This is a genomic window from Lachnospiraceae bacterium JLR.KK008 (assembly GCA_037015955.1).
In the GTDB taxonomy this organism is placed as follows: Bacteria; Bacillota; Clostridia; order Lachnospirales; family Lachnospiraceae; genus VSOB01.
In genome coordinates, this window is record CP143548.1 from 887305 (window position 1) to 906841 (window position 19537).

Annotated in this window: 19 protein-coding genes and 2 pseudogenes; 18 read left to right on the plus strand and 3 right to left on the minus strand. The window is 46.9% G+C overall.

Annotation, left to right across the window (positions count from 1 at the left end; all coding sequences use genetic code 11):
* Window positions 1-287: 287 nt before the first annotated feature.
* The 10 genes and pseudogenes from V1224_04490 to V1224_04535 all read left to right on the plus strand — a co-directional run bounded on the left by V1224_04490 (window position 288) and on the right by V1224_04535 (window position 8057).
* Window positions 288-1523: an MFS transporter gene (locus V1224_04490; protein WWR16698.1), complete on the plus strand. Its 1236-nt coding sequence runs from the start codon at window positions 288-290 to the stop codon at window positions 1521-1523.
* Window positions 1516-1686 (plus strand): cysteine-rich KTR domain-containing protein, encoded by a 171-nt coding sequence (locus V1224_04495; protein WWR16699.1) that lies wholly within the window; start codon window positions 1516-1518, stop codon window positions 1684-1686. The genes V1224_04490 and V1224_04495 overlap by 8 nt, the downstream gene beginning before the upstream one ends.
* 413 nt (window positions 1687-2099) lie before the next feature.
* Window positions 2100-2522 carry a sigma-70 family RNA polymerase sigma factor gene (locus tag V1224_04500; GenBank protein ID WWR16700.1) on the plus strand — a complete coding sequence of 141 codons (423 nt, stop codon included), beginning with the start codon at window positions 2100-2102 and terminating at the stop codon, window positions 2520-2522.
* Between the two features lie 330 nt (window positions 2523-2852).
* A complete protein-coding gene (locus V1224_04505) occupies window positions 2853-3053 on the plus strand; it encodes a hypothetical protein (protein ID WWR16701.1) in 201 nt (66 codons plus the stop codon).
* 110 nt (window positions 3054-3163) lie between these two features.
* Window positions 3164-3430 (plus strand): hypothetical protein, encoded by a 267-nt coding sequence (locus V1224_04510; GenBank protein WWR16702.1) that lies wholly within the window; start codon window positions 3164-3166, stop codon window positions 3428-3430.
* 117 nt (window positions 3431-3547) lie between these two features.
* Window positions 3548-5233 carry a recombinase family protein gene (locus V1224_04515; protein WWR16703.1) on the plus strand — a complete coding sequence of 562 codons (1686 nt, stop codon included), beginning with the start codon at window positions 3548-3550 and terminating at the stop codon, window positions 5231-5233.
* Window positions 5234-5288: 55 nt separating this feature from the next.
* Window positions 5289-5966: pseudogene (locus V1224_04520) on the plus strand (ATP-binding cassette domain-containing protein).
* A gap of 3 nt (window positions 5967-5969) precedes the next feature.
* On the plus strand, window positions 5970-6764 hold the full coding sequence (locus tag V1224_04525) for an ABC transporter permease (GenBank protein ID WWR16704.1): 795 nt from the start codon (window positions 5970-5972) through the stop codon (window positions 6762-6764).
* Window positions 6761-7552 (plus strand): ABC-2 family transporter protein, encoded by a 792-nt coding sequence (locus V1224_04530; protein ID WWR16705.1) that lies wholly within the window; start codon window positions 6761-6763, stop codon window positions 7550-7552. Before V1224_04525 ends, V1224_04530 begins: the two co-directional genes overlap by 4 nt.
* A 96-nt stretch (window positions 7553-7648) precedes the next feature.
* Window positions 7649-8057, plus strand: a pseudogene (locus V1224_04535) (DNA mismatch repair protein MutS).
* Window positions 8058-8129: 72 nt separating this feature from the next.
* Here the strand turns inward: V1224_04535 and V1224_04540 are convergent.
* Complete coding sequence (locus V1224_04540) at window positions 8130-10202, minus strand: ankyrin repeat domain-containing protein (GenBank protein WWR16706.1); 2073 nt, start codon at window positions 10200-10202, stop codon at window positions 8130-8132.
* 176 nt (window positions 10203-10378) lie between these two features.
* Between V1224_04540 and V1224_04545 the strand changes: the two genes are divergently transcribed.
* From V1224_04545 to V1224_04560, 4 genes are read left to right on the plus strand one after another with little or no spacing between them, the layout of a single operon-like run.
* Window positions 10379-10876 (plus strand): hypothetical protein, encoded by a 498-nt coding sequence (locus V1224_04545; GenBank protein WWR16707.1) that lies wholly within the window; start codon window positions 10379-10381, stop codon window positions 10874-10876.
* Between the two features lie 34 nt (window positions 10877-10910).
* Window positions 10911-11891: an ankyrin repeat domain-containing protein gene (locus V1224_04550; protein ID WWR16708.1), complete on the plus strand. Its 981-nt coding sequence runs from the start codon at window positions 10911-10913 to the stop codon at window positions 11889-11891.
* Between the two features lie 46 nt (window positions 11892-11937).
* Entirely contained in the window at window positions 11938-12762 is an 825-nt protein-coding gene (locus V1224_04555; protein WWR16709.1) for a hypothetical protein, read from the plus strand.
* Window positions 12763-12784: 22 nt separating this feature from the next.
* Complete coding sequence (locus V1224_04560; GenBank protein WWR16710.1) at window positions 12785-13342, plus strand: uracil-DNA glycosylase; 558 nt, start codon at window positions 12785-12787, stop codon at window positions 13340-13342.
* Window positions 13343-13423: 81 nt separating this feature from the next.
* Here the strand turns inward: V1224_04560 and V1224_04565 are convergent, their stop codons facing one another.
* Together V1224_04565 and V1224_04570 are read right to left on the minus strand one after the other, a co-directional pair.
* On the minus strand, window positions 13424-15010 hold the full coding sequence (locus tag V1224_04565; GenBank protein WWR16711.1) for a methyl-accepting chemotaxis protein: 1587 nt from the start codon (window positions 15008-15010) through the stop codon (window positions 13424-13426).
* A gap of 41 nt (window positions 15011-15051) precedes the next feature.
* Window positions 15052-16287 (minus strand): extracellular solute-binding protein, encoded by a 1236-nt coding sequence (locus V1224_04570; protein WWR16712.1) that lies wholly within the window; start codon window positions 16285-16287, stop codon window positions 15052-15054.
* Between the two features lie 306 nt (window positions 16288-16593).
* Between V1224_04570 and V1224_04575 the strand changes: the two genes are divergently transcribed.
* The 4 genes from V1224_04575 to V1224_04590 all read left to right on the plus strand — a co-directional run bounded on the left by V1224_04575 (window position 16594) and on the right by V1224_04590 (window position 19536).
* A complete protein-coding gene (locus V1224_04575; GenBank protein ID WWR16713.1) occupies window positions 16594-17511 on the plus strand; it encodes a fructosamine kinase family protein in 918 nt (305 codons plus the stop codon).
* A 354-nt stretch (window positions 17512-17865) separates the two neighbouring features.
* Window positions 17866-18273 carry a PTS mannose transporter subunit IID gene (locus V1224_04580; GenBank protein ID WWR16714.1) on the plus strand — a complete coding sequence of 136 codons (408 nt, stop codon included), beginning with the start codon at window positions 17866-17868 and terminating at the stop codon, window positions 18271-18273.
* A 15-nt stretch (window positions 18274-18288) separates the two neighbouring features.
* Window positions 18289-18771 carry a PTS sugar transporter subunit IIB gene (locus tag V1224_04585; protein ID WWR16715.1) on the plus strand — a complete coding sequence of 161 codons (483 nt, stop codon included), beginning with the start codon at window positions 18289-18291 and terminating at the stop codon, window positions 18769-18771.
* Window positions 18772-18783: 12 nt separating this feature from the next.
* A complete protein-coding gene (locus V1224_04590; GenBank protein WWR16716.1) occupies window positions 18784-19536 on the plus strand; it encodes a PTS sugar transporter subunit IIC in 753 nt (250 codons plus the stop codon).
* Window position 19537 lies beyond the last annotated feature (1 nt).

The following is a 19537-nucleotide window of genomic DNA, read 5'->3' on the forward strand; positions in this document are numbered from 1 at the left end:
TATAGAGGAGAAAGACATCATGTGGTATGGGTGTATGTGGAATATTCGTAATTATTAAGTAGGGCAATAAAAGAGCGGTTCCCATTTTGAAGTGGGCTTATTTGTCATGCTTATTTTCGAATAACACCTATACTTGAGGTATTGGAATAATATAGTTATATCTTATTATTCATGGTGTATTTCGTAGTTTATGCAGGTCAATGCTCACTTTTAGAGATGACCTGCATTTTTTATTGCTCTTTTTGTTGTCCTTTTGAGTTTAATAAAAAATACAGGAGAAAATCATAATGAATAAACTAAAATGGAAACAGACTTTTTACTTTTTATGGGTAGGGCAAGCTGTGTCTGTTCTCACAAGTTCAATTCTGCAAATGGCCTTGATTTGGCATTTAACAGTAATAACACAATCTGCCTTTGTGCTTTCAATGGCCTCGTTAGCCGGATTTCTACCAAATGCCATTTTTGGAATAGTGGCAGGAACTTTTGTTGATCGAATGGATAGAAAAGGTATCCTAATAGGAGCTGATCTTTTTATTGCGGTAATTAGCCTGACACTTGCTATCGCCGCACAGAACGGGAATATAGCCGTATGGTTAGTATTGGCGGTATTAGCTATCCGTAGCATCGGAACTGCATTTCATACTCCTGCCATTAGTGCGGTCACACCGCTTATCGTCCCACCGGAAGAATTGACAAAATGTGCGGGGTTTACGCAGTCGCTACAGACTATCGGCTACATGGCCGGGACAGCTATAGCAGGAATACTATATCCGATCTGGAGTATTAGTGGTATGGTAGCCCTGGATGTTTTCGGAGCTATTGTTGCTTCTCTTGTTGTGGCACTTATCAAAATACCAAAGATTGAAAATGCTGATAGGGCAAATCAATCGAAAAGTTTTTTTGAAGAAACAAAAGCGGGATATTCCGCATTAAAAAAAGAAAAAGGTATTTTTGCTCTTGTCTGGATTGCCGCCGCGTTTACAATTTTGTACTTCCCTATCAATGCCCTTTTCCCGTTAATGTCTCTTGATTATTTCGGCGGTACAACTTTCCAGGCTTCTGTTACTGAGATTGCTTTTTCCGTAGGTATGCTTGTCGGAAGCGTCATCTTGGGTATTGGAGGAGGGATCAAAAATCGGGGACTTGCAATTCCCTTTTCAATTATGCTTATGGGAGTGCCTATTACCTTTTCGGGACTGCTCCCTCAAAGTGGTTTTTGGGCTTTTGCTTTTTTCTGTATCATTATGGGGGCTTCTGCCCCATTTCATAATGGCCCTGTTACTGCACTCATACAAGAGAAGTTACCACCGGAATATTTAGGTCGCGCTTTCGGATTTTACGGCAGTATTGCTTCACTTGCTATGCCAGTCGGTCTATTGATTTCAGGGGCCTTTGCAGATATAGTGGGAATAACAAAATGGTTTTTTATTACTGGCACTCTTATTGTAATACTTGCATTGATATGCCTTGCAGTGCCATCTATTAGAACGATTGATAAGGATGGTAAAAAGGCTGATGGCTAATAAGTATTGGGTGAAGTGTCCAATTTGCAAAAGAAAAACCCGTATTCAAGTATATAAAGAAACCACGCTAAAAAATTTCCCTCTTTTCTGTCCTAAATGTAAGCAAGTACACGTAATAGATTTAGAACAACTTAAAATTGTAGTCAAAAGTGCCAGTCGCTAAGACGCAGAGCCGACAAACAGCTAAATGTTGTTTGTCGGCTTTTTGCTTTTAAGCAAATCCGCCGGTGAATGAGACGGATAGCGCGTCTAATCGAACCTCTTATCAAATGGCGGTATCAAGGAGGTATCGCCGTGTCTTTTTTAACTTCTATTCAATTTAATTTATCAAAAAAAGCACAGCTCCGCCACCGGACAATTCCGACCATAAACGCGAAATTAACAAGTACATAAAGAATGATGTCATTTCATGCGCCCGCACAGCACAACGCTGTGCGGGCGTTGTCGTTTCTTGTCGGCTCCACTTCGAGACAAACAGTCCCAAAGTGCGGGACGGCTCCCCAGGGTGCCGCTCCCCGCCGCCATCCATATCGTTTCCCGTCAACCCGACCACAAAACGATATGGAGGTACATACCATGACAATTATCAACTTGCGCGACTTTTACTACTGGTACACCCAGGACGAATATATGGAGGTTTCTGACGATGTGGCCGAGGCGCTCCGGGTCAGTGTCCGCTACGAGGCGGCCTATGCGGAGCGGGCCCGGTACAACAAGGCTTACTACTCCCTGGACTGCGATGACGGCATCGAGTATTCGGCCTGCCAGCACGAGCTCACCCCGGATGAGGTTCTGGAGCTCAAGGAGCGGTTCTGCCGTCTGTGGAACGCGCTGAACAGCCTGCCGGAAACCCAGGGCCGCCGGGTGGACGCTCACTTTATCCTCGGCATGACCTACCGGGAGATCGCTCAGACCGAGGGCGTGGACAAGAGCGCGGTGCGGCGTTCCGTTCTCAGCGGACTGGAGAGCATGAAAAAATATCTGCAAAAAAATTCGTGATTGCCGTCTCCATTTGCTCCACTTTTCTGGTGGTATATGAGAGGAAGTTTTTTCTCTCCACAACTGAATAGCGGGCGGCCCCCAGTGAACGCGGGGAGCCGGGCGGCGGGTGCGCGGTGACTTCTCCAACGGGAGGACGAGCGACCAACACCACCGCCGCGCCCGAGGAGCTTGCCAGCCCCGGGGCCACGATCCGCGAGGGACAAGCTGGCCGCTTGCCGCTCCGGGCCGCCGCACAAAACAAGGGAGCGCCGGGACGCTACTCGCTGTCTTTGGACGGGCCAAACATACGGGCCCGGCGCTCCCCATTTTTACATAGGAGGCGGACTTATGGAATACGACCCCACTCTGGCGGCTCTGCTGGCCCAGCCGTGGAGCAACAACGTGTGCCGGGGCTATGTCATCTACGCGATGGAAAACTGCGGGTTTGCTCCCGAGGACATCCGGCGCGTGGTGGCCGAGCTCTATGAGGTTTTTGACTGCCGGGGGCTGGACGAGGCCGAGGCACACTTTCTGGACAGCCCCTATTAGGTTCGAGACATTTTGTCCCAAGGTGAGGACAGGCCAAAGGGCGGCACTTTTCGCAGTGCCGCCTTTTCGCGTTTTCCCACCAACCCAACAACGCAAAAGGAGGTTTTACCGTGAGACTGACCGCAAAAGAGCTTGAAAAAATGCAGAGTGTCAACATTGGCGCGGTGAGCGCGGATGCGCTGGCTGACGTGAGCGGTATGGCCTTTGACCGCACCCTCCCCCGGGAGGAGCGGCTGGCCCGGTTTGTGAAACGGGCCGTCAATCCGTACTGCTTTAGCGTGGGCGGCGTGGGCGTGAAGATCGAATTTGCCGAGGGCGGCCCCTCCCTCCAGGAGACGCTGGCGGCCTTTCTTATCCGGCAAAAGAGCGGGCTGTAACTGCGGTTACGGCCCGTTCCCCACTTCGAGACAAACTGTCCCAAGGCATCGACATCCTTGTTGATACCCCCAGGCAGAGGTATAATATAAGTGTAATGTGATAGGGAAGGAGGAACAATGGCACGAGCTAAAAACAGAGGGTATCAGCAGACTTTTACCCCTACATATACAATCCGGCGTTGGAAAATGGGCGGCTACATCCGGCTCTCTCGGGAGGACTTACAGAAAATCAACCGGGGCTTGGACGATAGCAACAGCGTGAAAAATCAGCGCGACATACTCAACGATTTTCACCATAACCACATGGACGAATTTGAGAGCTATACCGAGTATGTGGACGATGGGCACACCGGAACCGATACGGAGCGCGAAAGTTTCCAGCGGCTCTTGGGCGATGTAATGAATGGGAAAATCAACTGTGTTGTTGTGAAAGACCTTTCCCGTTTTGCCCGGAATTACAGTGACGCCGGAAGTCTGATTGATAACCTGTTTGTGCAGATGGGCGTCCGCTTTATCAGCTTGGCCGAGGGCGTGGACAGCTACCGCGACCCGGATAGCGTGAACAGCATTATTGTTCCAATCACAAACGTGATGAACGACCAGTATTGCTATCAGACCTCAAAGAAAATCCGGCAGGTATTTGACTATAAGCGGCGCAACGGCCAGTACATCGGCTCTTTTGCTCCCTACGGCTACATTAAAGACCCGAAAAACAAACACCAGCTAATCGTTGACACGGAGGCCGCCGAAACCGTCAAGCGCGTTTACTCCATGCTCCTGCAAGGCTCGTCTAAAAGGGCCATCGCTCTGTATCTGAACGAACACGGTGTACCCAGCCCCTCGGCCTACCGCCGCATGAAAGGCTTGCCCGTTTCGTCTGCTGTGGCTGACGACCCCATGTGGAGCGCCCGGATGATACATGAAATGCTCACCAACCCCATTTACACCGGGGATTTGGTACAAGGCCGCCGCCGGGTGAAAAGCTACAAGGTACACCAGATTGAGGCTGTGCCGGAGGAGGAGTGGGTACGAGTGCCCGATACTCACGAGGCAATCATCCCCCACGAAACCTTTGACAAGGTGCAGTCTCTGCTGATACGCGATACCCGGACATCCCCCAAAGGGCGGGAAGTTCACTTGTTCAGCGGTTTTCTGAAATGTGCCGACTGCGGGAAATCCATCACCCGCAGCGTGAGCGGGAAAAATGTGTACTACGCCTGCTCCACCTACAAGAACCGCTCCCGAACCGCCTGCACGATGCACTCTATCAAGCACAACCGTTTAGAGGCCGCCGTACTGTTCGCTATCCAGTATCAAGTGAACACCGCCGTTTCCTACTCGGAGCTGATAGCCCGTATCAATTCGGCCCCGCTGAAAAAAAGTCAATCCCACCGCCTTAACGACCAGATAGCCGCAAAGGAAAAGGAATTGACCAGGATAACCCGCTATAAGCAGTCACTGTATCAAGATTGGAAAGACGGGGAAATCACCCAGCAGGAATACCGGGATATGAAAGCCGATTATGAACGGCAGGCCGCCGAGCTTGCGGATGTGCTGGCCCGGCTGAACGCGGAACGGGCAGAGCTGGCAAACGGCGTTGACAAGGAACACCCCGCGCTGGTAGCCTTTGCAAAGTATCAGAGCATCGAAACGCTGAACCGTGAAATCCTCACGGACTTGGTAGACCACATCAAGGTTTACGAAAACGGCAATATCAGCGTTCACTTCAAGTTCGCGGACGAGTTCCGCAAGATTGCCGAGTACATTGAAATCAACACCACCGATACCGCCGAGGCGGGCTAACCCCGCCAACGCATAAACCCCTTTGACAGTGTGTTTTCCTAATAGGAGTTAATCATATGCGGTAGTTATGGGGCAGAAAAGCCAGTTGTTTTTTGAGCTGACAGCGGAGGATACGCTGAGACTGTTTAAAGAAATATATCGTATTCCAGAAGACGAGTATAGGAGAAATAAGAACTTTTTTGTGGAGCTGTTTCAGGTGCAGGAGCTTATGGATGTACAGGTAAGGACATTATCATTAGGAGAAAGGATGAAAATGGAATTGATTGTTGCATTGCTTCATAATCCCAAAATACTGTTTTTAGATGAGCCGACAATTGGACTGGATGCTGTGGCAAGTAAGCAGATTCGGACTTTCCTGAAAAATATTAATGAATCGAGAGGGACGACCATCCTGCTGACTTCACATTATATGGAGGATATTAAGGCATTATGCAAACGCTCTATTGTAGTAAATTACGGCAGAAAAATATATGACGGCGATACGGATATGTTATTTGAACAATACCAGAAGAGCAAGAAAATGACTATATACTTTGAGCATAGCGTAGAGCCTGATGTCCCGGAACATTGCAGGATATTAGAAAAAACAAATGACAAACTGGTGCTTGAAATACCAAAACAAAATACAGAAAAAGTTCTGGAATTGTATATAGGTCATTATCCGATCCGGGATATTGGAATTGAGGAAGAAGAAATAGGCTCTGTAGTAGAGCGTATCTATAAGGGGGTGTAAAACGTGAAGAAATATATGGAAATTGCTAGGGCATATATGAAAGCGCAGTTAATCTGGAGAGCAGATGTATTTATTGATGTGATTCTGTCAGTAGCCAAGATATTGTTTGCATGGATCTTATGGAGTATTTTGTTTGAAGGAAAAGAGCAGATAGCAGGATTGAAATTTCACACCATGATTTCTTACTATATCATAAGTTCCTATCTATTCCAGATGGAAAAGTCTGCTGAAATCAGCCAGCAGATGACGGGGATGTTGAGAAACGGCACTTTTTCAAAATATATGGTGATACCGGTACAGACACAGGGCTATTTTGTGGCAATGGAGGTCGGGAAGCTAGCATTTTCTTCAGGCATTGGCTTTTTAGCAACTGTTCTGTGGTTTTGTTTGTTCCGGATTTCTATTGTACATACACTCAATTTGAAGATATTGCTATGCGGAATTATCATGGTTGTTTTAGGTCTGCTGTTTATGGCTCAGCTCAATTATTTCCTTGGGATTTTAACTTTAAAATTTGAGGAGATCAGTACCTTTCTTATGATAAAGGATAATTTATCAGCAGTTGTGACAGGAGCGGTGATTCCCCTTGCACTTTTGCCGGAATGGATGATAGCCAGCATGAGATTTCTGCCGTTCTATTATGTCACATATCTCCCAAGTATGCTGTTTATAGGAAGATGTGAGGATGAAGCAGTGACAGGCTTATTTGTTTTAAGTATATGGTGCATTTTCTTTATTGTTTTAAATCAAGTAACTTATGAACATTATCGAATTAAATATGACGGAGCAGGAATATGAAAGATAATTTTAAATTTTTGAAAGAATTAATGAAATTAAGGCTATCCCATATCATGACATTCCGGTTGGGATTCTTTGGACCGTTTTTTATTGACACCAGTTATTTTCTGGTTCAGCTTTTTGCCTTTGAGGCAATTTACGGGCATGTGGATAAAATTCGTGGATGGGGGCATGGAGAAATCCTTGTTTTTGTAGGAACATTTTCCTTGATCAATGCCCTTAACATGACAATTTACTTTTTTGGAGTGATTTCCATACCTGAAAAAATACAAACAGGTGAACTGGATTTGTATCTGACCAAACCGGTAAATCCGCTATTGCGAATTACTTTTGAAAAAATAAATCCAGGTTCCATACCGCTATTGGCTTTCAGTGCATGTATTATTGCGTATGGGGTGAAAGAAATAGGCATGGTTTTTTCATGGTCTCATATTATTAAATATCTGTTTCTGGTTTTTATGATGACGATACTGTACTACGATATGGAACTCTTGATACGATGCTTTGCTTTTTTTGTTTTCTCTGTAAACAATTTAACGAAAATTGAGGAGACAGCGATTGACTTGTGTTTGAAAATACCAGGGATTGCTTTTTATGGAATTTATAAGTTTATTTTTTATTGTGTATTGCCATATGGAATCATTGCAACGTTGCCGACACAAGCATTTATAGGGGCACTGTCAGTAAAGGGTCTGTTTTTTGGAGTAGTAATTGTGTGTATTTTTACTTTTTTTGCATTATCATTTTGGTCATATGGAGTACACAGATATGAAAGTGCAAGCAGTTAATTATTTTTTGTAATAGGAGGGTTAAAATGGTTCAAACAGATAAAGTATTGAAATTTGATAAGATTAAAGAGAAGTCTGAGTTTAGAATAGTCAGGGTGCGTGCCGCTGCAATTTGAGACAGGGTTTTGATGGTGTAGTTATTACAGGGCCTAATACGGGCGGTAAAACAGTTACAATTAAGACAGTTGCATTAAATTGTATGATGGCACAATGCGGTTTACACGTGACATGTAAAAAAGCGGAAATTTGTATGAACAGTAATTTTCTGTGTGATATAGGTGATGGGCAAAATATATCAGAGAATCTTTCTGCATTATCAGCACATATTGTGAAGGTATTAGAAATATTAAAAAAAGTTAATAGAGACAGCCTTGTAGTTATGGATGAGCTTGGTTCCGGCACAGACCCAACAGAAGGTGTGGGAATTGCCATTGCAATATTGGAAAAATTACAAAAGAGTGGAGGATTATTTCTTGTTACGACACATTATCCAGAGGTAAAACAAAAAATGCAGCCGGACTTCGAAAAATCCGGCTGTTGCTGTCTGCATATTGTTACGATTCGACCATCTGATCCTCTATTCTATATCTGTCATAAGTTCCAGCACTGTGTCCAGACCATGTTCCACGGCCACTTGCACAGGTGTAATTCCCTCATTATTTGGCTGGTTATAATTGGCTCCCTTCTTGATCAGATACCGCGCTACACCTGAATCTCCGTTTTGCAGAGCATAATACAGAACCGTATTGCCCTCATTATCCGTGATATGGATGTCGGCTCCGGCCTGAATCAACTGTTTGATGGCGTCTTTGAAACAGTAATGGTCTGCATTCAGCATCAGCGCAGTCATGCCAAGGTTGTCTGTGTGGTTCACATCGACACCCTTTTCTGCGAATATCGGGAACAGTTCTTTGGGAGCGGTAAGGTCCGCAAGCTGTAACAGCATGAGAGGAGTCCTTCCGTTCTGGTCCGGTATATCCAGGTTTTTCAGCAGTTTTAATACAAGGCCCCGTTTTTCGTTGGTCATTTCCCGGCTATACCGATCACTTGACACCACACAGTGTGCAGGTGTTTCCCCTTTGGAATTTTTTATCGTATCATCGGCGCCGACATCCATCAGCAGTTTTACTACATCAACGTGACCATAGGTGCATGCTTCGTGGAGAGGGGTTGTTCCCGGATCGGCGGGAGAGTCCTCGGAAAGATTCACATCAATGCCTTTTTCTATCATGACAGCCAGCATATCCGCATGTCCGTTCCGGGCAGCCATATGTATTGCGGCTTTGCCGCTTTCGTTTAACTGTTCCATAGATTGCTTGGACAGAATTTTTGCCGCTTCGCGATGATAATTGACACAGTCCTGATATATTCTGGAACCGGGGTCTTTGGAAGCTATGATATATGCCGGAGTCAGCCCTTTTATTACGCCGGAATCCATGTCTACGCCAAGATCTATCATTTTCCGGATAACGTTTGCTCCATAGCATGTGCCAAGGCATTCATCGCGCAGGCATGTGATGCTGCCGCCAAAATGGATGGGCATGGTAAAATCAAGTCCGGCATTATGACAGGCGTCCAATACCCGGAAGCCTGGATCAGACAGAAGGGCGTTGTGGAAAATGTCTGTGACATATCCTAATTCATCATCGTCATCCATGTCTACCTGAGCGATCAGTTTCTCTGTAAGAAAAAGAGCCAGGCTGATACCGTCCAGATCATCATGAGAGTGGTTGCAGAAGGCATTGCTGGTAATCTGGCTCAATTCACTGATGTCCATAGGAGCTGTGTCAATCGGAGTTGCCCCGTAGTCCGCAAGGGCAAGGCAGAGTCCGTCATTTCGCCACTCATGGGCGTGCCGGATGGGAGTCACCCCTTCCTTGTTGGCCATCTCCACCATTTCCGGATGCCGTTTCATCAACTGGAGGGCAGCGGTTATATGACCGTTTTTCATGGCCAGCATCAGCAGTGAGTTACCATTTTGATCGATATAATCGGTTTCAGCGCCTTTGTCCAGAAAAACCTCTGTCAGAGGCCAGGTATATTCCGAGCAGTAGGAGGAAGTTAAAAGGCGTGACAGAGGGGTAAAACCTTCTGCGTCTTTCTGATTGATGTCACAGGTTAAAATCCGGGCAATGGCTTCTCTCTGCATTGCGGTCTTTTCCTGACAGGGATCGTTCAGACCCTCAAACTGAGGATATGCGAGGAAATGGAAGGCATTCATGCCCCGTTTGTCGGAGAGGGAGGCATCGGCCCCGTGATCCAGTAAAAGTTTGGTCATAGCCAGATTACCGCGGCAGCAGGCCAGTAAAATGGGAGTAAGGCCATACCCTTTATCATCAGTCAGGTTTACATCTTCGTCAGAGATTCTTCCGTCATCAAACATGGCCTTTATCGCATCATAAAAGTTATGCCATACCAGAAGATGAAACAAAGTAAGTCCATAACCGCCATAGATGCCTGTGGGAGCCAGCAAAGTCTCTTTCGAACATTGTGCAAGGCATTCCTGCGCTTCTGCGATCTCTTCTTCCGTGATGAGGTTATAATAATAAATGCTGTTTTCAAAATCTTCCTCCCACCAGGGGATGAACTTGCTTTGGTTTAAGCGGGTGGCAGATACGGTCAGAAATTTTGACAATTCTTTTACGTCCATGATAAAGTTTTCCTTTCTTTGATATTTTTTCCTGTAAAAATATCATACCACAAATGTAGTAGGAATGGTAGGAAAAGAGACAGTCTACGCCAGCCGTATTGCTTGACTTGTAAAGACTGAGACGATAGAATAAGATATAATCTTACAGAAGTTGGTAAATTCAGAGGTGAGCCATCATGGAGTTTGTGGGCAAAGGCAGAGAGCAGGCGGGACATACGACGGAAGACGAAGAGTTATACCGTGTATTGGCGGTTGGAGATCTGCCTGCGGCATGGCTTCTGACCAAAGCTGTTATGGAGAAATCGAAAACGGAGCAACTACCCTATACAACAGCGTTTAACTGCGGACTGTGCTTATACCGGCTGGAGGAATACGAAAAGGCTCTTGCGGAGCTGAAACGTGCAGAGCAGTCTCTGGGTAATCCTCCTGACTTAGACATATCGGAGAAAAAGCCGTTTATGCAGGCGCTGTCTGTGACAGGGGAAGCGGCAGCGCTGCTCCCTCTCGCTCCAGGCAGTGGGAAACGTCTGGAACGCTATGGGTTTTTGCGGGTGAAATGGCTTATGACTCTTAGCCTGTTACGGCTTGGACGCCAGCAGGAGGCGGCTGCCGGTATCAGGTTTTTACGACAATATCATATCGAGCTCCAGGGAAAGCAGGATGCAATATCATGAGATTCTAAAATATAAACAAAAGGTGGGAGAAACGATGCAGTTAGACAATATGCTCTTACAGGCATGTAAAAACAACAAGAAAAGTGTTGTGCAGACATTTTTAAAACGAGGCGGGGTAGATGTGAACAAACAGGACGAGTCAGGTAACACGCCGCTCATCTACGTCTGCATGAAAAATGCCAGAGATCTTGTAAAATTGTTGCTGGACAATGGTGCGGATGTCAACCTGGGAAACCATCAGGAGCGTATGCCTCTCCATTATGCGGCGGAAACGGGAAACTCAGAGATCATTACCCTGCTGACGGACGCAGGCGCAGACGTAAACTGTACGGATACAAACGGGGTTACACCGCTGATGGTCATGGCGCGCAGCGGCAAGACAGACGCGGCGCTGAAATTCATTCAAAATCCTGACATAGATGTGAAACTCAAAGATAACGACAACCATATGGCCATAGATTATGCTTCTTCTTCCGGACTGCGTGAACTGGTAAAAGCGCTTACGCAGACAGAAGAGCACACGGATGCCTTTGGGAATACGACGCTTCATCACGCCTGCTGGGAGGAACAGGCAGAAGTGGTGAAAGTTCTTCTGGAGAAGGATAAAGAGAGTGTTAATAAAGTCAATGATGAGGGAGAGACTCCGCTGATTCTGGCGGTAAGACGGTCTAATCTTGTGATCACCGAGCTGCTCCTTGGCGCAGGCGCCAAGCCGGAGTGTGCTGACCTGAACGGTGTCCTGCCTCTTCATATTGCCGCTGACAGCGGGGACTTATTTGTGGCAAAGGCGCTGATTGCGGCGGGGGCGGACATTAATACAAAGACTACAGGGGGAGAGACTCCACTGATTCTGGCGGCAAGAAGCGGCAGGAACGATTTCACGGCAATGCTTATGGAGGCAGGTGCAGATGTGAACGCGGTGGACAATGAGCAGCACAGTGCGCTCTATTATGCGACAGAAGCAGGATTTACGGAGATCGTGGAGCAGCTTCTCATGGCCGGAGCGGAAAATTAATGATATGGCAGCAGTTCGTTTCTATGACTACATATGAGGAATCACTATGGAAAACTTGTTACTACTACTTTTTTTTGTATTTATCCTGGCGGTGTTTGTCTGCGTGAAACTGATGAGAAAAGTCAGCAACCGCAAGGCGGCGCAAAGTGGTGAGGATAAGGAGCGTGTGCGCAGGGCGGCGGAGTTGCTGTTGGCCGAAGGCGGAGAACGCAGGACAATCTATGCCCACTGGGAAGAGCGGGAGTCGTATGGCCGCAGCGTCAGGACCACTTATTACCGCTATGTTGTGACATATCAGAATCAGACAATGTGCATTGCCCCTTTATATATTGACAAAAAAACCCGTCAGGTCCAGGTTGGCCAGCCGAGCATTGTTACGCCGGAACGGTTGGGAAAAGTGACGGTCAGGACGAAGAAAAAAGATGGTGTGGTAAAGCGCATAGAAGTCTGGCTGGGCGATAAGCAGGGCCATACGCTCATTGAGCTGTTTATGGATGCGGAAAATCTGCGGAGAAGCCGCTGGTATCCGGTCAACATCATGCAACAGGAGGAATGTGTTGATTTTGAACGCTTTCTCTTATCTCTGGCGCAGCGTGTTGCAGCCGAAAATCCGGGTGTGGACGATCTGATCAAAGCGGAGAACAATGAAGGTTTCGGAATTATCGGTGCAGGCATTTCCATTGCCGGAGCATTTTTTGCATTTTTCTTTCCTCCTGCCGGAGTAATCCTGGCCCTGATCGGACTGATTATGTCCATGGTAAGCAAACGAAAAGGAGCCAAAGGCTGGAAGGTTATGATTATTAGTATTCTATGTACCATATGGAGCGCAGGGTTTTTCTGGATGTACTGGACCTATTTTATTTGTCAATAACGATCACAGAAGGAGCGTCCTTATGCAGTGTACCTGGAACGATATTGAACAATATGTCGCTGTCTGTACCCTCTGTCCGCTGAGCCGGACCAGGCAGCGGCCGGTTATGGGCCGTGGAAATTTTCAGGCGGATATAATGTTGATCGCGGAGGCGCCGGGAGGACAGGAAGACCGGCAGGGAATTCCGTTTGTCGGGCGTTCCGGGGAGATATTGGATGATCTTTTGAGGGACTGCGGACTGGACAGAACGGAAATTTACATAACCAACATTGTGAAATGTCATCCGCCCGGGAATCGTGATCCGGAGGAAGAGGAAAAGGCGGCATGTTTTCCTTTTCTGAAGTATGAGACATTTCTTTTAAAACCGAGAATCATTGTCTGTCTTGGCCGTGTCGCTGCACAGCGTATTATTTCGCCGGATTTTAAGATTACCAGACAACATGGTACATGGATATGCCGTAAAGGCTGTGCGCTGACTGCGACATACCATCCCTCGGCTATTTTGCGGGATCCTTCCAAATATGAAACTGCGAAGGAAGATTTTTACCAGATCGTTAAGAAAAGGGATGAGTTACGTTGACAGGTGTTTCGTACAGGAACATATTGACAGTTTGAGGGCAGGATTTCCTGCCCTCTTTGAATTATCTTTATAATTTTATTGTTACAGGTTGTCAAATACAAGCGTTTCTTTTTCCAGTTCTTCTATGACTTCCTGATTGGTTCCCATGCGCTGTGTGATGTCTTCCATATCTTCCACGAGATCCCGTGTGTTGCCGGCGACGCCGGTAATGCCGCTGGCGCCTTCATCAATGACATTTGTGATCGTGCTGATGGATTCTGCAATTCCGGACATGGAACTTTTCAGACGCTCGGTACGCTCATGGAATTGATCCATCGTTTGTCTGATATAAGCGGCGTCTTGCTTATACTGGCTGCCGGATTGGACGAATGACCGGAACTCAGTGAGAACCGACTGATTCATATAATCAATCAGATGCTGGGCATTTTCGGCCAGATTATATACAGCATCGGTGATCACACTGTTGATCGACTGGATTCGGTTGGCCGCTTCCTGGCTGGAATTAGAGAGATTACGGATTTCGCGGGCAACGATCGCAAAACTTTTGCCGGCGTCTCCGGCGTTGGCTGCTTCGACGGAGGCATTCAGAGAGATCAGGCTGGTCTGATCGGCGATGGCGAGAATGTCATCGGTCAGTATTTTGATCTGATCCACACTTTTACTCTTTTCAATGGCATCATTGAGAGCGCAGAGGATTTCTGATGCTTTGGCGCTGGCAGTCTCCGCACTGTCCCGGGCGGATTGCTGCATGGCGTCTGCGCGTGCGTTCATATCAGTGGTGTAGGCGGTGATGTCACCGCATTCTTCTACAATATTCTGTACATCAAGGCTGACAGTCTCGGTGTTGTCGTTGATGAGAGATACATTGCCGGCCACTTCCTGGATTGTCGCTGATAACTGCTGGGCAAGGGCGGAGAGACTGGCGGCGCTGCCCTTAGAATCCTGCGTTCTTTTCAGAACCTCTCCGGTCATGTTGTTGATACGGCCGGAACTTTCACGGATCGTCCCGATGATGCTTTTGATCGGCAGTACGACGTAATTGTTGATCAGTTTCAGATCTGCCAGTACAAGCAGGATACAGGCAATGACTGCAGCGATACCGACGACCAGGGAAACTATGTACACAATAGAAAGCCGTGTCCTTGCGTGGGCTGTCTGATCGTTGATAGAAGTGTTCAGCGCATCAATATCCGCTTCTATGGCCTCGGCGGCGGAGGCTACATCGCCGTTGGCGAGAGCATAGGCATCCTGAGTCTTGTGACTGGCGCTGGCACAGACGAGGTGGACGAGCGCGTGTTTAAACGAAGCGTAATCGTCCAGAAGTGCTGCATATTGAGGCTGATCCTCGGGGAGCACATACTGTTCGTAGAGAATGAGCTTTTCGTCCAGGAGCGCTTCCTGCTCTTTGATCTGCTGCACGAGGACGATCATCGTATTATAATCAGTGGCAACGATGTGACTCAGCGCCATTTTATGAATGTCCATTGCAGACTGGCTGATCTCAGCCAGCTGGCTTTTGCCATTCATATAATTGTCAGCGATATTGGATGCGCTTGCGTTCACATTGTGAATGTTGATAATGGACAGAATATTTGATAAAAGCGCGACGATTCCGAGAATAACGATCGGTATGATCAGGCGGTGTTTAAGACTGATATTTTTCATCATAACTGATAAATACTCCTTTGCGTTTCTATATATCCGGGGTATTATGGGGCAATGATTCCCTCAACCATAATATCGAGCTGTTCCTGAAGGCTTTCTCCTTTGGGATTCCCTGCCAGCATGTTTTCGGTAAAGGCAGCCACGGGTTCCCAGAAGTTGCCGCCGATACGTTGCGGAGAGGAAAATTCTGACTGCTCGAGCAGCGCCATGATTGCGGGGGAGCTTTGCACTTCCTCTGAAGCAGCAGCGGTTATATTGGATGGTCCCTGACCGCGCAGTAAAAAGCGGAGCTTTTGATTCTCTTCATTTGCAATCCATTCCGCCAGTTTCGCCGCCCAGTCACGGTGCTTGGAATATGCGTTTACACCGATCAGTTTATAGCCGGAAAAGGATGCCATCTGGATCTGTTGTCCGGCGCAGGTATAAGAGGGCAGTTTCGCTGCCCCGAAACCGCTGTTCCATGCGGATTCCACGGCAACGGCGTTCCATACACCGTTGATTCCGGCAATGATCGTCCCGTTTTTGACACCTTCGAGAAATCCGGCGTCATCCGTGCTGATAAATCCCGGGTGTTGCGCCATTCCTGACATGGCGCGTGCGACATCGATGCCTCTGACAGCGCCGTCCGTGCTGTTCCAGGTGCAATAGTTGGTGATACCGTCATCGTTCAGGCCGACCGTGAGTCCGGTGTTGCCAAACAGAGAATATACATACCATCCCGAGGACCATTCCATAGACACTTTTTTGCCTTGTTCGGCGGCAATATCCAGCATTCGGTCCAGAGACTTGATGTCTTCTTCCGAAAAATATTGTTTATTATAATATAGAAAGTAGCCGTTGTCCGCCGTCAGCGGCAGTGCATATAACGTATCATTGACAGATGCCGCCAGGACGGCTTCCGGCAGGTTGGCATTGATAAATTCCTGGGCGTTTTCGACTGGTTCCAGCGCGCCGGCAGCGACGAGCGTATTCAGCTGGTCGTCGGCAAAGGCAAAGACGTCAGCTCCCTGCTCAAGGTTTTCCATCAGAGCGTCGGTACAGTGGCTCTCGCTCTGCGGTTCATAAGTAATCACGAAATTGGCCTGCTCCCGGTATTCTTCTTTGAAACTGTCGATGATCTGTAGGAGCAGTTCTTCATCTTCCTCGGCGCCCCAGACAGTCAGATTGACCGCATCGGAATTGGTTGTCTGCTCTTTGGGATCAGAGTTGTTTTTCTGACATCCGGATAATAATGCGATCGACAAAAAGGCTGGGAGCCATAAATAATATTTTCTTTTCATAACTCTCTCCGTTGCATGTAATTTTTAGTGTTATAATTTTATCATTTTTCGAAATTGCTTACAATCTATCCGGTCAATTTTGTCATAAATCACATGCCGACAAGCGAGAAAAAATAAAAATTTGTATAAATCTCTTGACCTTATACTTACAACACCCTTTATAATCAGCTATATCGATCTGCGATGATCGAAAACCCGAGGGAATTTACGGAGGCGCTCCTGTAATGTGCCAGTGAAAACTGCAGGGAACTTGTTTTTCACAAAAGAGGGAATGTACCCGCTCTTCGAGCAGGAAGGAGAATCATCATGACTATTTCAACGAAAGACATATATTCGTCACTGCGGCAGGCGATCTGTTCAATATTGGGAGAGGACAGGAAGATCGTGCGGTTTGTGCCGGTCTCCGGCGGTGACATCAATGAGGCGTACCGGCTGGAATTACATGACGGAAGTCTGGTTTTTATGAAAACGAACAGAAAGGAAAATCTGTCCTTTTTCACGACGGAGGCAGCAGGACTGCGGGTGATCGCTGCAACCGGGGCTATCGCAGCAGCGCGTGTTCTCGGCTGTGGGACAGATGAGGGCAACGGCGGCTACGCATTTTTGCTGCTGGAATATATTGCGGGCAGGGACCGCGCTGCGGATTACTGGGAAACGTTCGGTCGTGAGCTTGCCGCCATGCACCGGGCGCCGACAGCGGAGCTGGTACCTGGCGGAAGGTATGGTTTTGCAGAAGACAATTATATCGGCGCAAGCCGCCAGATCAATACCGCCTGTGATAATTGGACTGCGTTTTTCCGGGATTGCAGACTGGAACCTCAGCTTCGGTCGGCCGCCGCATATTTTGAGCGGGCAGATCTCCGGCGGTCAGGCAGACTGCTGGATCAGCTGGAGAACATACTCGATGAGCCCAGGCAGCCGTCCCTGCTGCATGGCGATCTGTGGTCCGGAAATGTGATGACGGGAGCGGACGGAAACGTGTGGCTGATCGATCCGGCGGCTTATGTGGGACATGCTGAGACCGATCTTGCAATGACAGAGCTTTTCGGAAGATTTCCCCGGAGATTCTATGACGCTTACAGGGAAGTAATGCCGCTGCAGCCGGGCTATGCCGACCGGCTGGACCTGTATCATCTCTACCATCTTCTGAATCATCTGAACCTGTTTGGACGTGCTTATCTTTCGCCCGTGCAACAGATTTTGAAAAGATATGTCTGGCTGTGACAGGCCGGACATATTTTTTTCGCTATTTGATTGATGGAAAAATGTTTGCATATCTATAAAAACAGAAATAATTATATGATAAATTAGAATATATAAATAAAATTTCTGAATATATATTCAAAATATGAAAATCATATATAAAAATGGAGTGTAAAGAATAAGACAACCGGAGTGGATCAGGTATATCTTTCCATTTTATAAAATACCTGGAAAATTTTTGTGTAATTTTGATAAAATAATTATAAAAAATACTTTACAGGTATGCAGATGTATGCTATATTTTGTCTATGGAGTAATACTTCAAAAAAATAAAAAACCGGAGCGCAAAATGTTTTTTAGAAAGGAGTGTAGTGAGTGTTAGGTGTTATTGTTTGCACCCATTCGGATTTCGCTGATGGGATTCGTAAATCCGTAGAGATGATCTTGGGTGAGCAGGAATGTTTCGATGTGGTTTGTTTTCAGGAGGGAGAAGACATGCTTGCCCTGAGTGACAGGGTCAAGGAAATAACAGAAAAGTATCGTCAGGACGACGAGAAATATATCGTCTGTGTAGATCTTTTCGGGGCAACTCCTTTTAATGCTTCATCAGCAGCATTGGCCGCATTCGACACAAGCGTGATCACAGGGGTAAATCTTCCCATGCTTTTGCAGATCATGTCAGAGAGAGAGGATTATGAGGATTACGACGCTCTTCTGGAAGGAGCCCTCTCGAATGCGAAGGAAAATATGAAAATTGTGAAGATGAAAGAAATGTTCGGTTAGAAAGGAAGGGACAGAATGATTGCTTTAGTTCGTTGTGATGATCGTTTGATTCATGGACAGTGTATGACTGTTATCGTGAAGTCGTATGATATTCAGGAGATTATTGTAGTTGATGATTTTACTGCAACCAATGCAGTTTTGAAAACAGTATTTAAAACGGCAGTTCCGTCCAATATGAAAGCGGATGTGTTTACCATTCAGGATTCCCTGCCAAAGATTAAAGAAGCTCTGACAAATGACGTGAGGACAATGGTATTGATGAAGAGTCCTATCGTTTATGTGGAACTGTTAAAAGCGATGGATGAGCTTCCGAAGGAACTGAATGTGGGTCCTATGACGAAGAGAAAAGGCTCCATTGCCGTTCATCCGGCAATTAACCTGATCCAGAGTGAAGGCGACGCTGTTAAAGAAGCAGTGAGCATGGGTGCGCATGTATATTTCCGTCAGGTTCCTGAACAGGCACTGATCGAATGGGATGAAGTGAAAGATAAATTTTAAAAGGAGGGCACTATGAGTATATTTCAAGCTCTGTTATTAGCATTATTTGGTTGGATGAGTTCTATTTACTGCCCGGTATTATCGGGTGGACTGGGCGGCTGGTATACACTGGGCAGACCGCTTGTATCCGGTATGGTGATTGGTATTATCATGGGTGATGTACAGACCGGTATTATCATGGGCGCGGCAATTCAGATGCTCTATATCGGCCTTGTTACGCCGGGCGGTGCAATGCCGGCTGACGTAAACTTTGCTTCCTGGATTGGAATACCGCTGGCTATGGCTGCGGGAGCAGGACAGGAGTTCGCACTGGCGCTGGCAGTACCGCTGTCTACGCTTGGTGTGTTTGCAGTCTATGGTCTGTGTGCAATCAATCTGTTTTTTGTACATAAACAGGACGCTTATATTGACAGCGGTGAACTGGACAAAGCGGCAAGAATCCCGATTATTGGTCAGATTACGAATATTATGCTGCGGTTTTTCCCGATCCTGATTATCAATTATTTTGGTGCGGATCTGGTAGCAACCCTTGTCGAGATGATGCCTGTATGGCTGACAGATATTTTGCAGATTTTCGCAAATATGCTTCCTCTCGTTGGATTTATGCTGCTGATGCGTACACTTGTTAAGAAAGATCTGGATCTGATCTACTTTGTACTTGGATTTGTGCTGGTATCCGTTATGGGACTGGGCATGATTCCGATCGTTATCTTTGCACTGGTAATTGCATATCTGAAATATCAGATGTCGGAAAAGGAGGCGTGAG

Bases quoted from the DNA above. Each gene is read 5' to 3' on its own strand.
- V1224_04500 (WWR16700.1), top strand. From the start codon at position 2,100: ATGACAATTATCAACTTGCGCGACTTTTACTACTGGTACACCCAGGAC.
- V1224_04570 (WWR16712.1), bottom strand. From the start codon at position 16,287: ATGAAAAGAAAATATTATTTATGGCTCCCAGCCTTTTTGTCGATCGCA.
- V1224_04540 (WWR16706.1), bottom strand. From the start codon at position 10,202: ATGGACGTAAAAGAATTGTCAAAATTTCTGACCGTATCTGCCACCCGC.
- V1224_04505 (WWR16701.1), top strand. From the start codon at position 2,853: ATGGAATACGACCCCACTCTGGCGGCTCTGCTGGCCCAGCCGTGGAGC.
- V1224_04565 (WWR16711.1), bottom strand. From the start codon at position 15,010: ATGATGAAAAATATCAGTCTTAAACACCGCCTGATCATACCGATCGTT.
- V1224_04550 (WWR16708.1), top strand. From the start codon at position 10,911: ATGCAGTTAGACAATATGCTCTTACAGGCATGTAAAAACAACAAGAAA.
- V1224_04575 (WWR16713.1), top strand. From the start codon at position 16,594: ATGACTATTTCAACGAAAGACATATATTCGTCACTGCGGCAGGCGATC.
- V1224_04490 (WWR16698.1), top strand. From the start codon at position 288: ATGAATAAACTAAAATGGAAACAGACTTTTTACTTTTTATGGGTAGGG.
- V1224_04545 (WWR16707.1), top strand. From the start codon at position 10,379: ATGGAGTTTGTGGGCAAAGGCAGAGAGCAGGCGGGACATACGACGGAA.
- V1224_04590 (WWR16716.1), top strand. From the start codon at position 18,784: ATGAGTATATTTCAAGCTCTGTTATTAGCATTATTTGGTTGGATGAGT.
- V1224_04495 (WWR16699.1), top strand. From the start codon at position 1,516: ATGGCTAATAAGTATTGGGTGAAGTGTCCAATTTGCAAAAGAAAAACC.
- V1224_04515 (WWR16703.1), top strand. From the start codon at position 3,548: ATGGCACGAGCTAAAAACAGAGGGTATCAGCAGACTTTTACCCCTACA.
- V1224_04530 (WWR16705.1), top strand. From the start codon at position 6,761: ATGAAAGATAATTTTAAATTTTTGAAAGAATTAATGAAATTAAGGCTA.
- V1224_04560 (WWR16710.1), top strand. From the start codon at position 12,785: ATGCAGTGTACCTGGAACGATATTGAACAATATGTCGCTGTCTGTACC.
- V1224_04585 (WWR16715.1), top strand. From the start codon at position 18,289: ATGATTGCTTTAGTTCGTTGTGATGATCGTTTGATTCATGGACAGTGT.
- V1224_04555 (WWR16709.1), top strand. From the start codon at position 11,938: ATGGAAAACTTGTTACTACTACTTTTTTTTGTATTTATCCTGGCGGTG.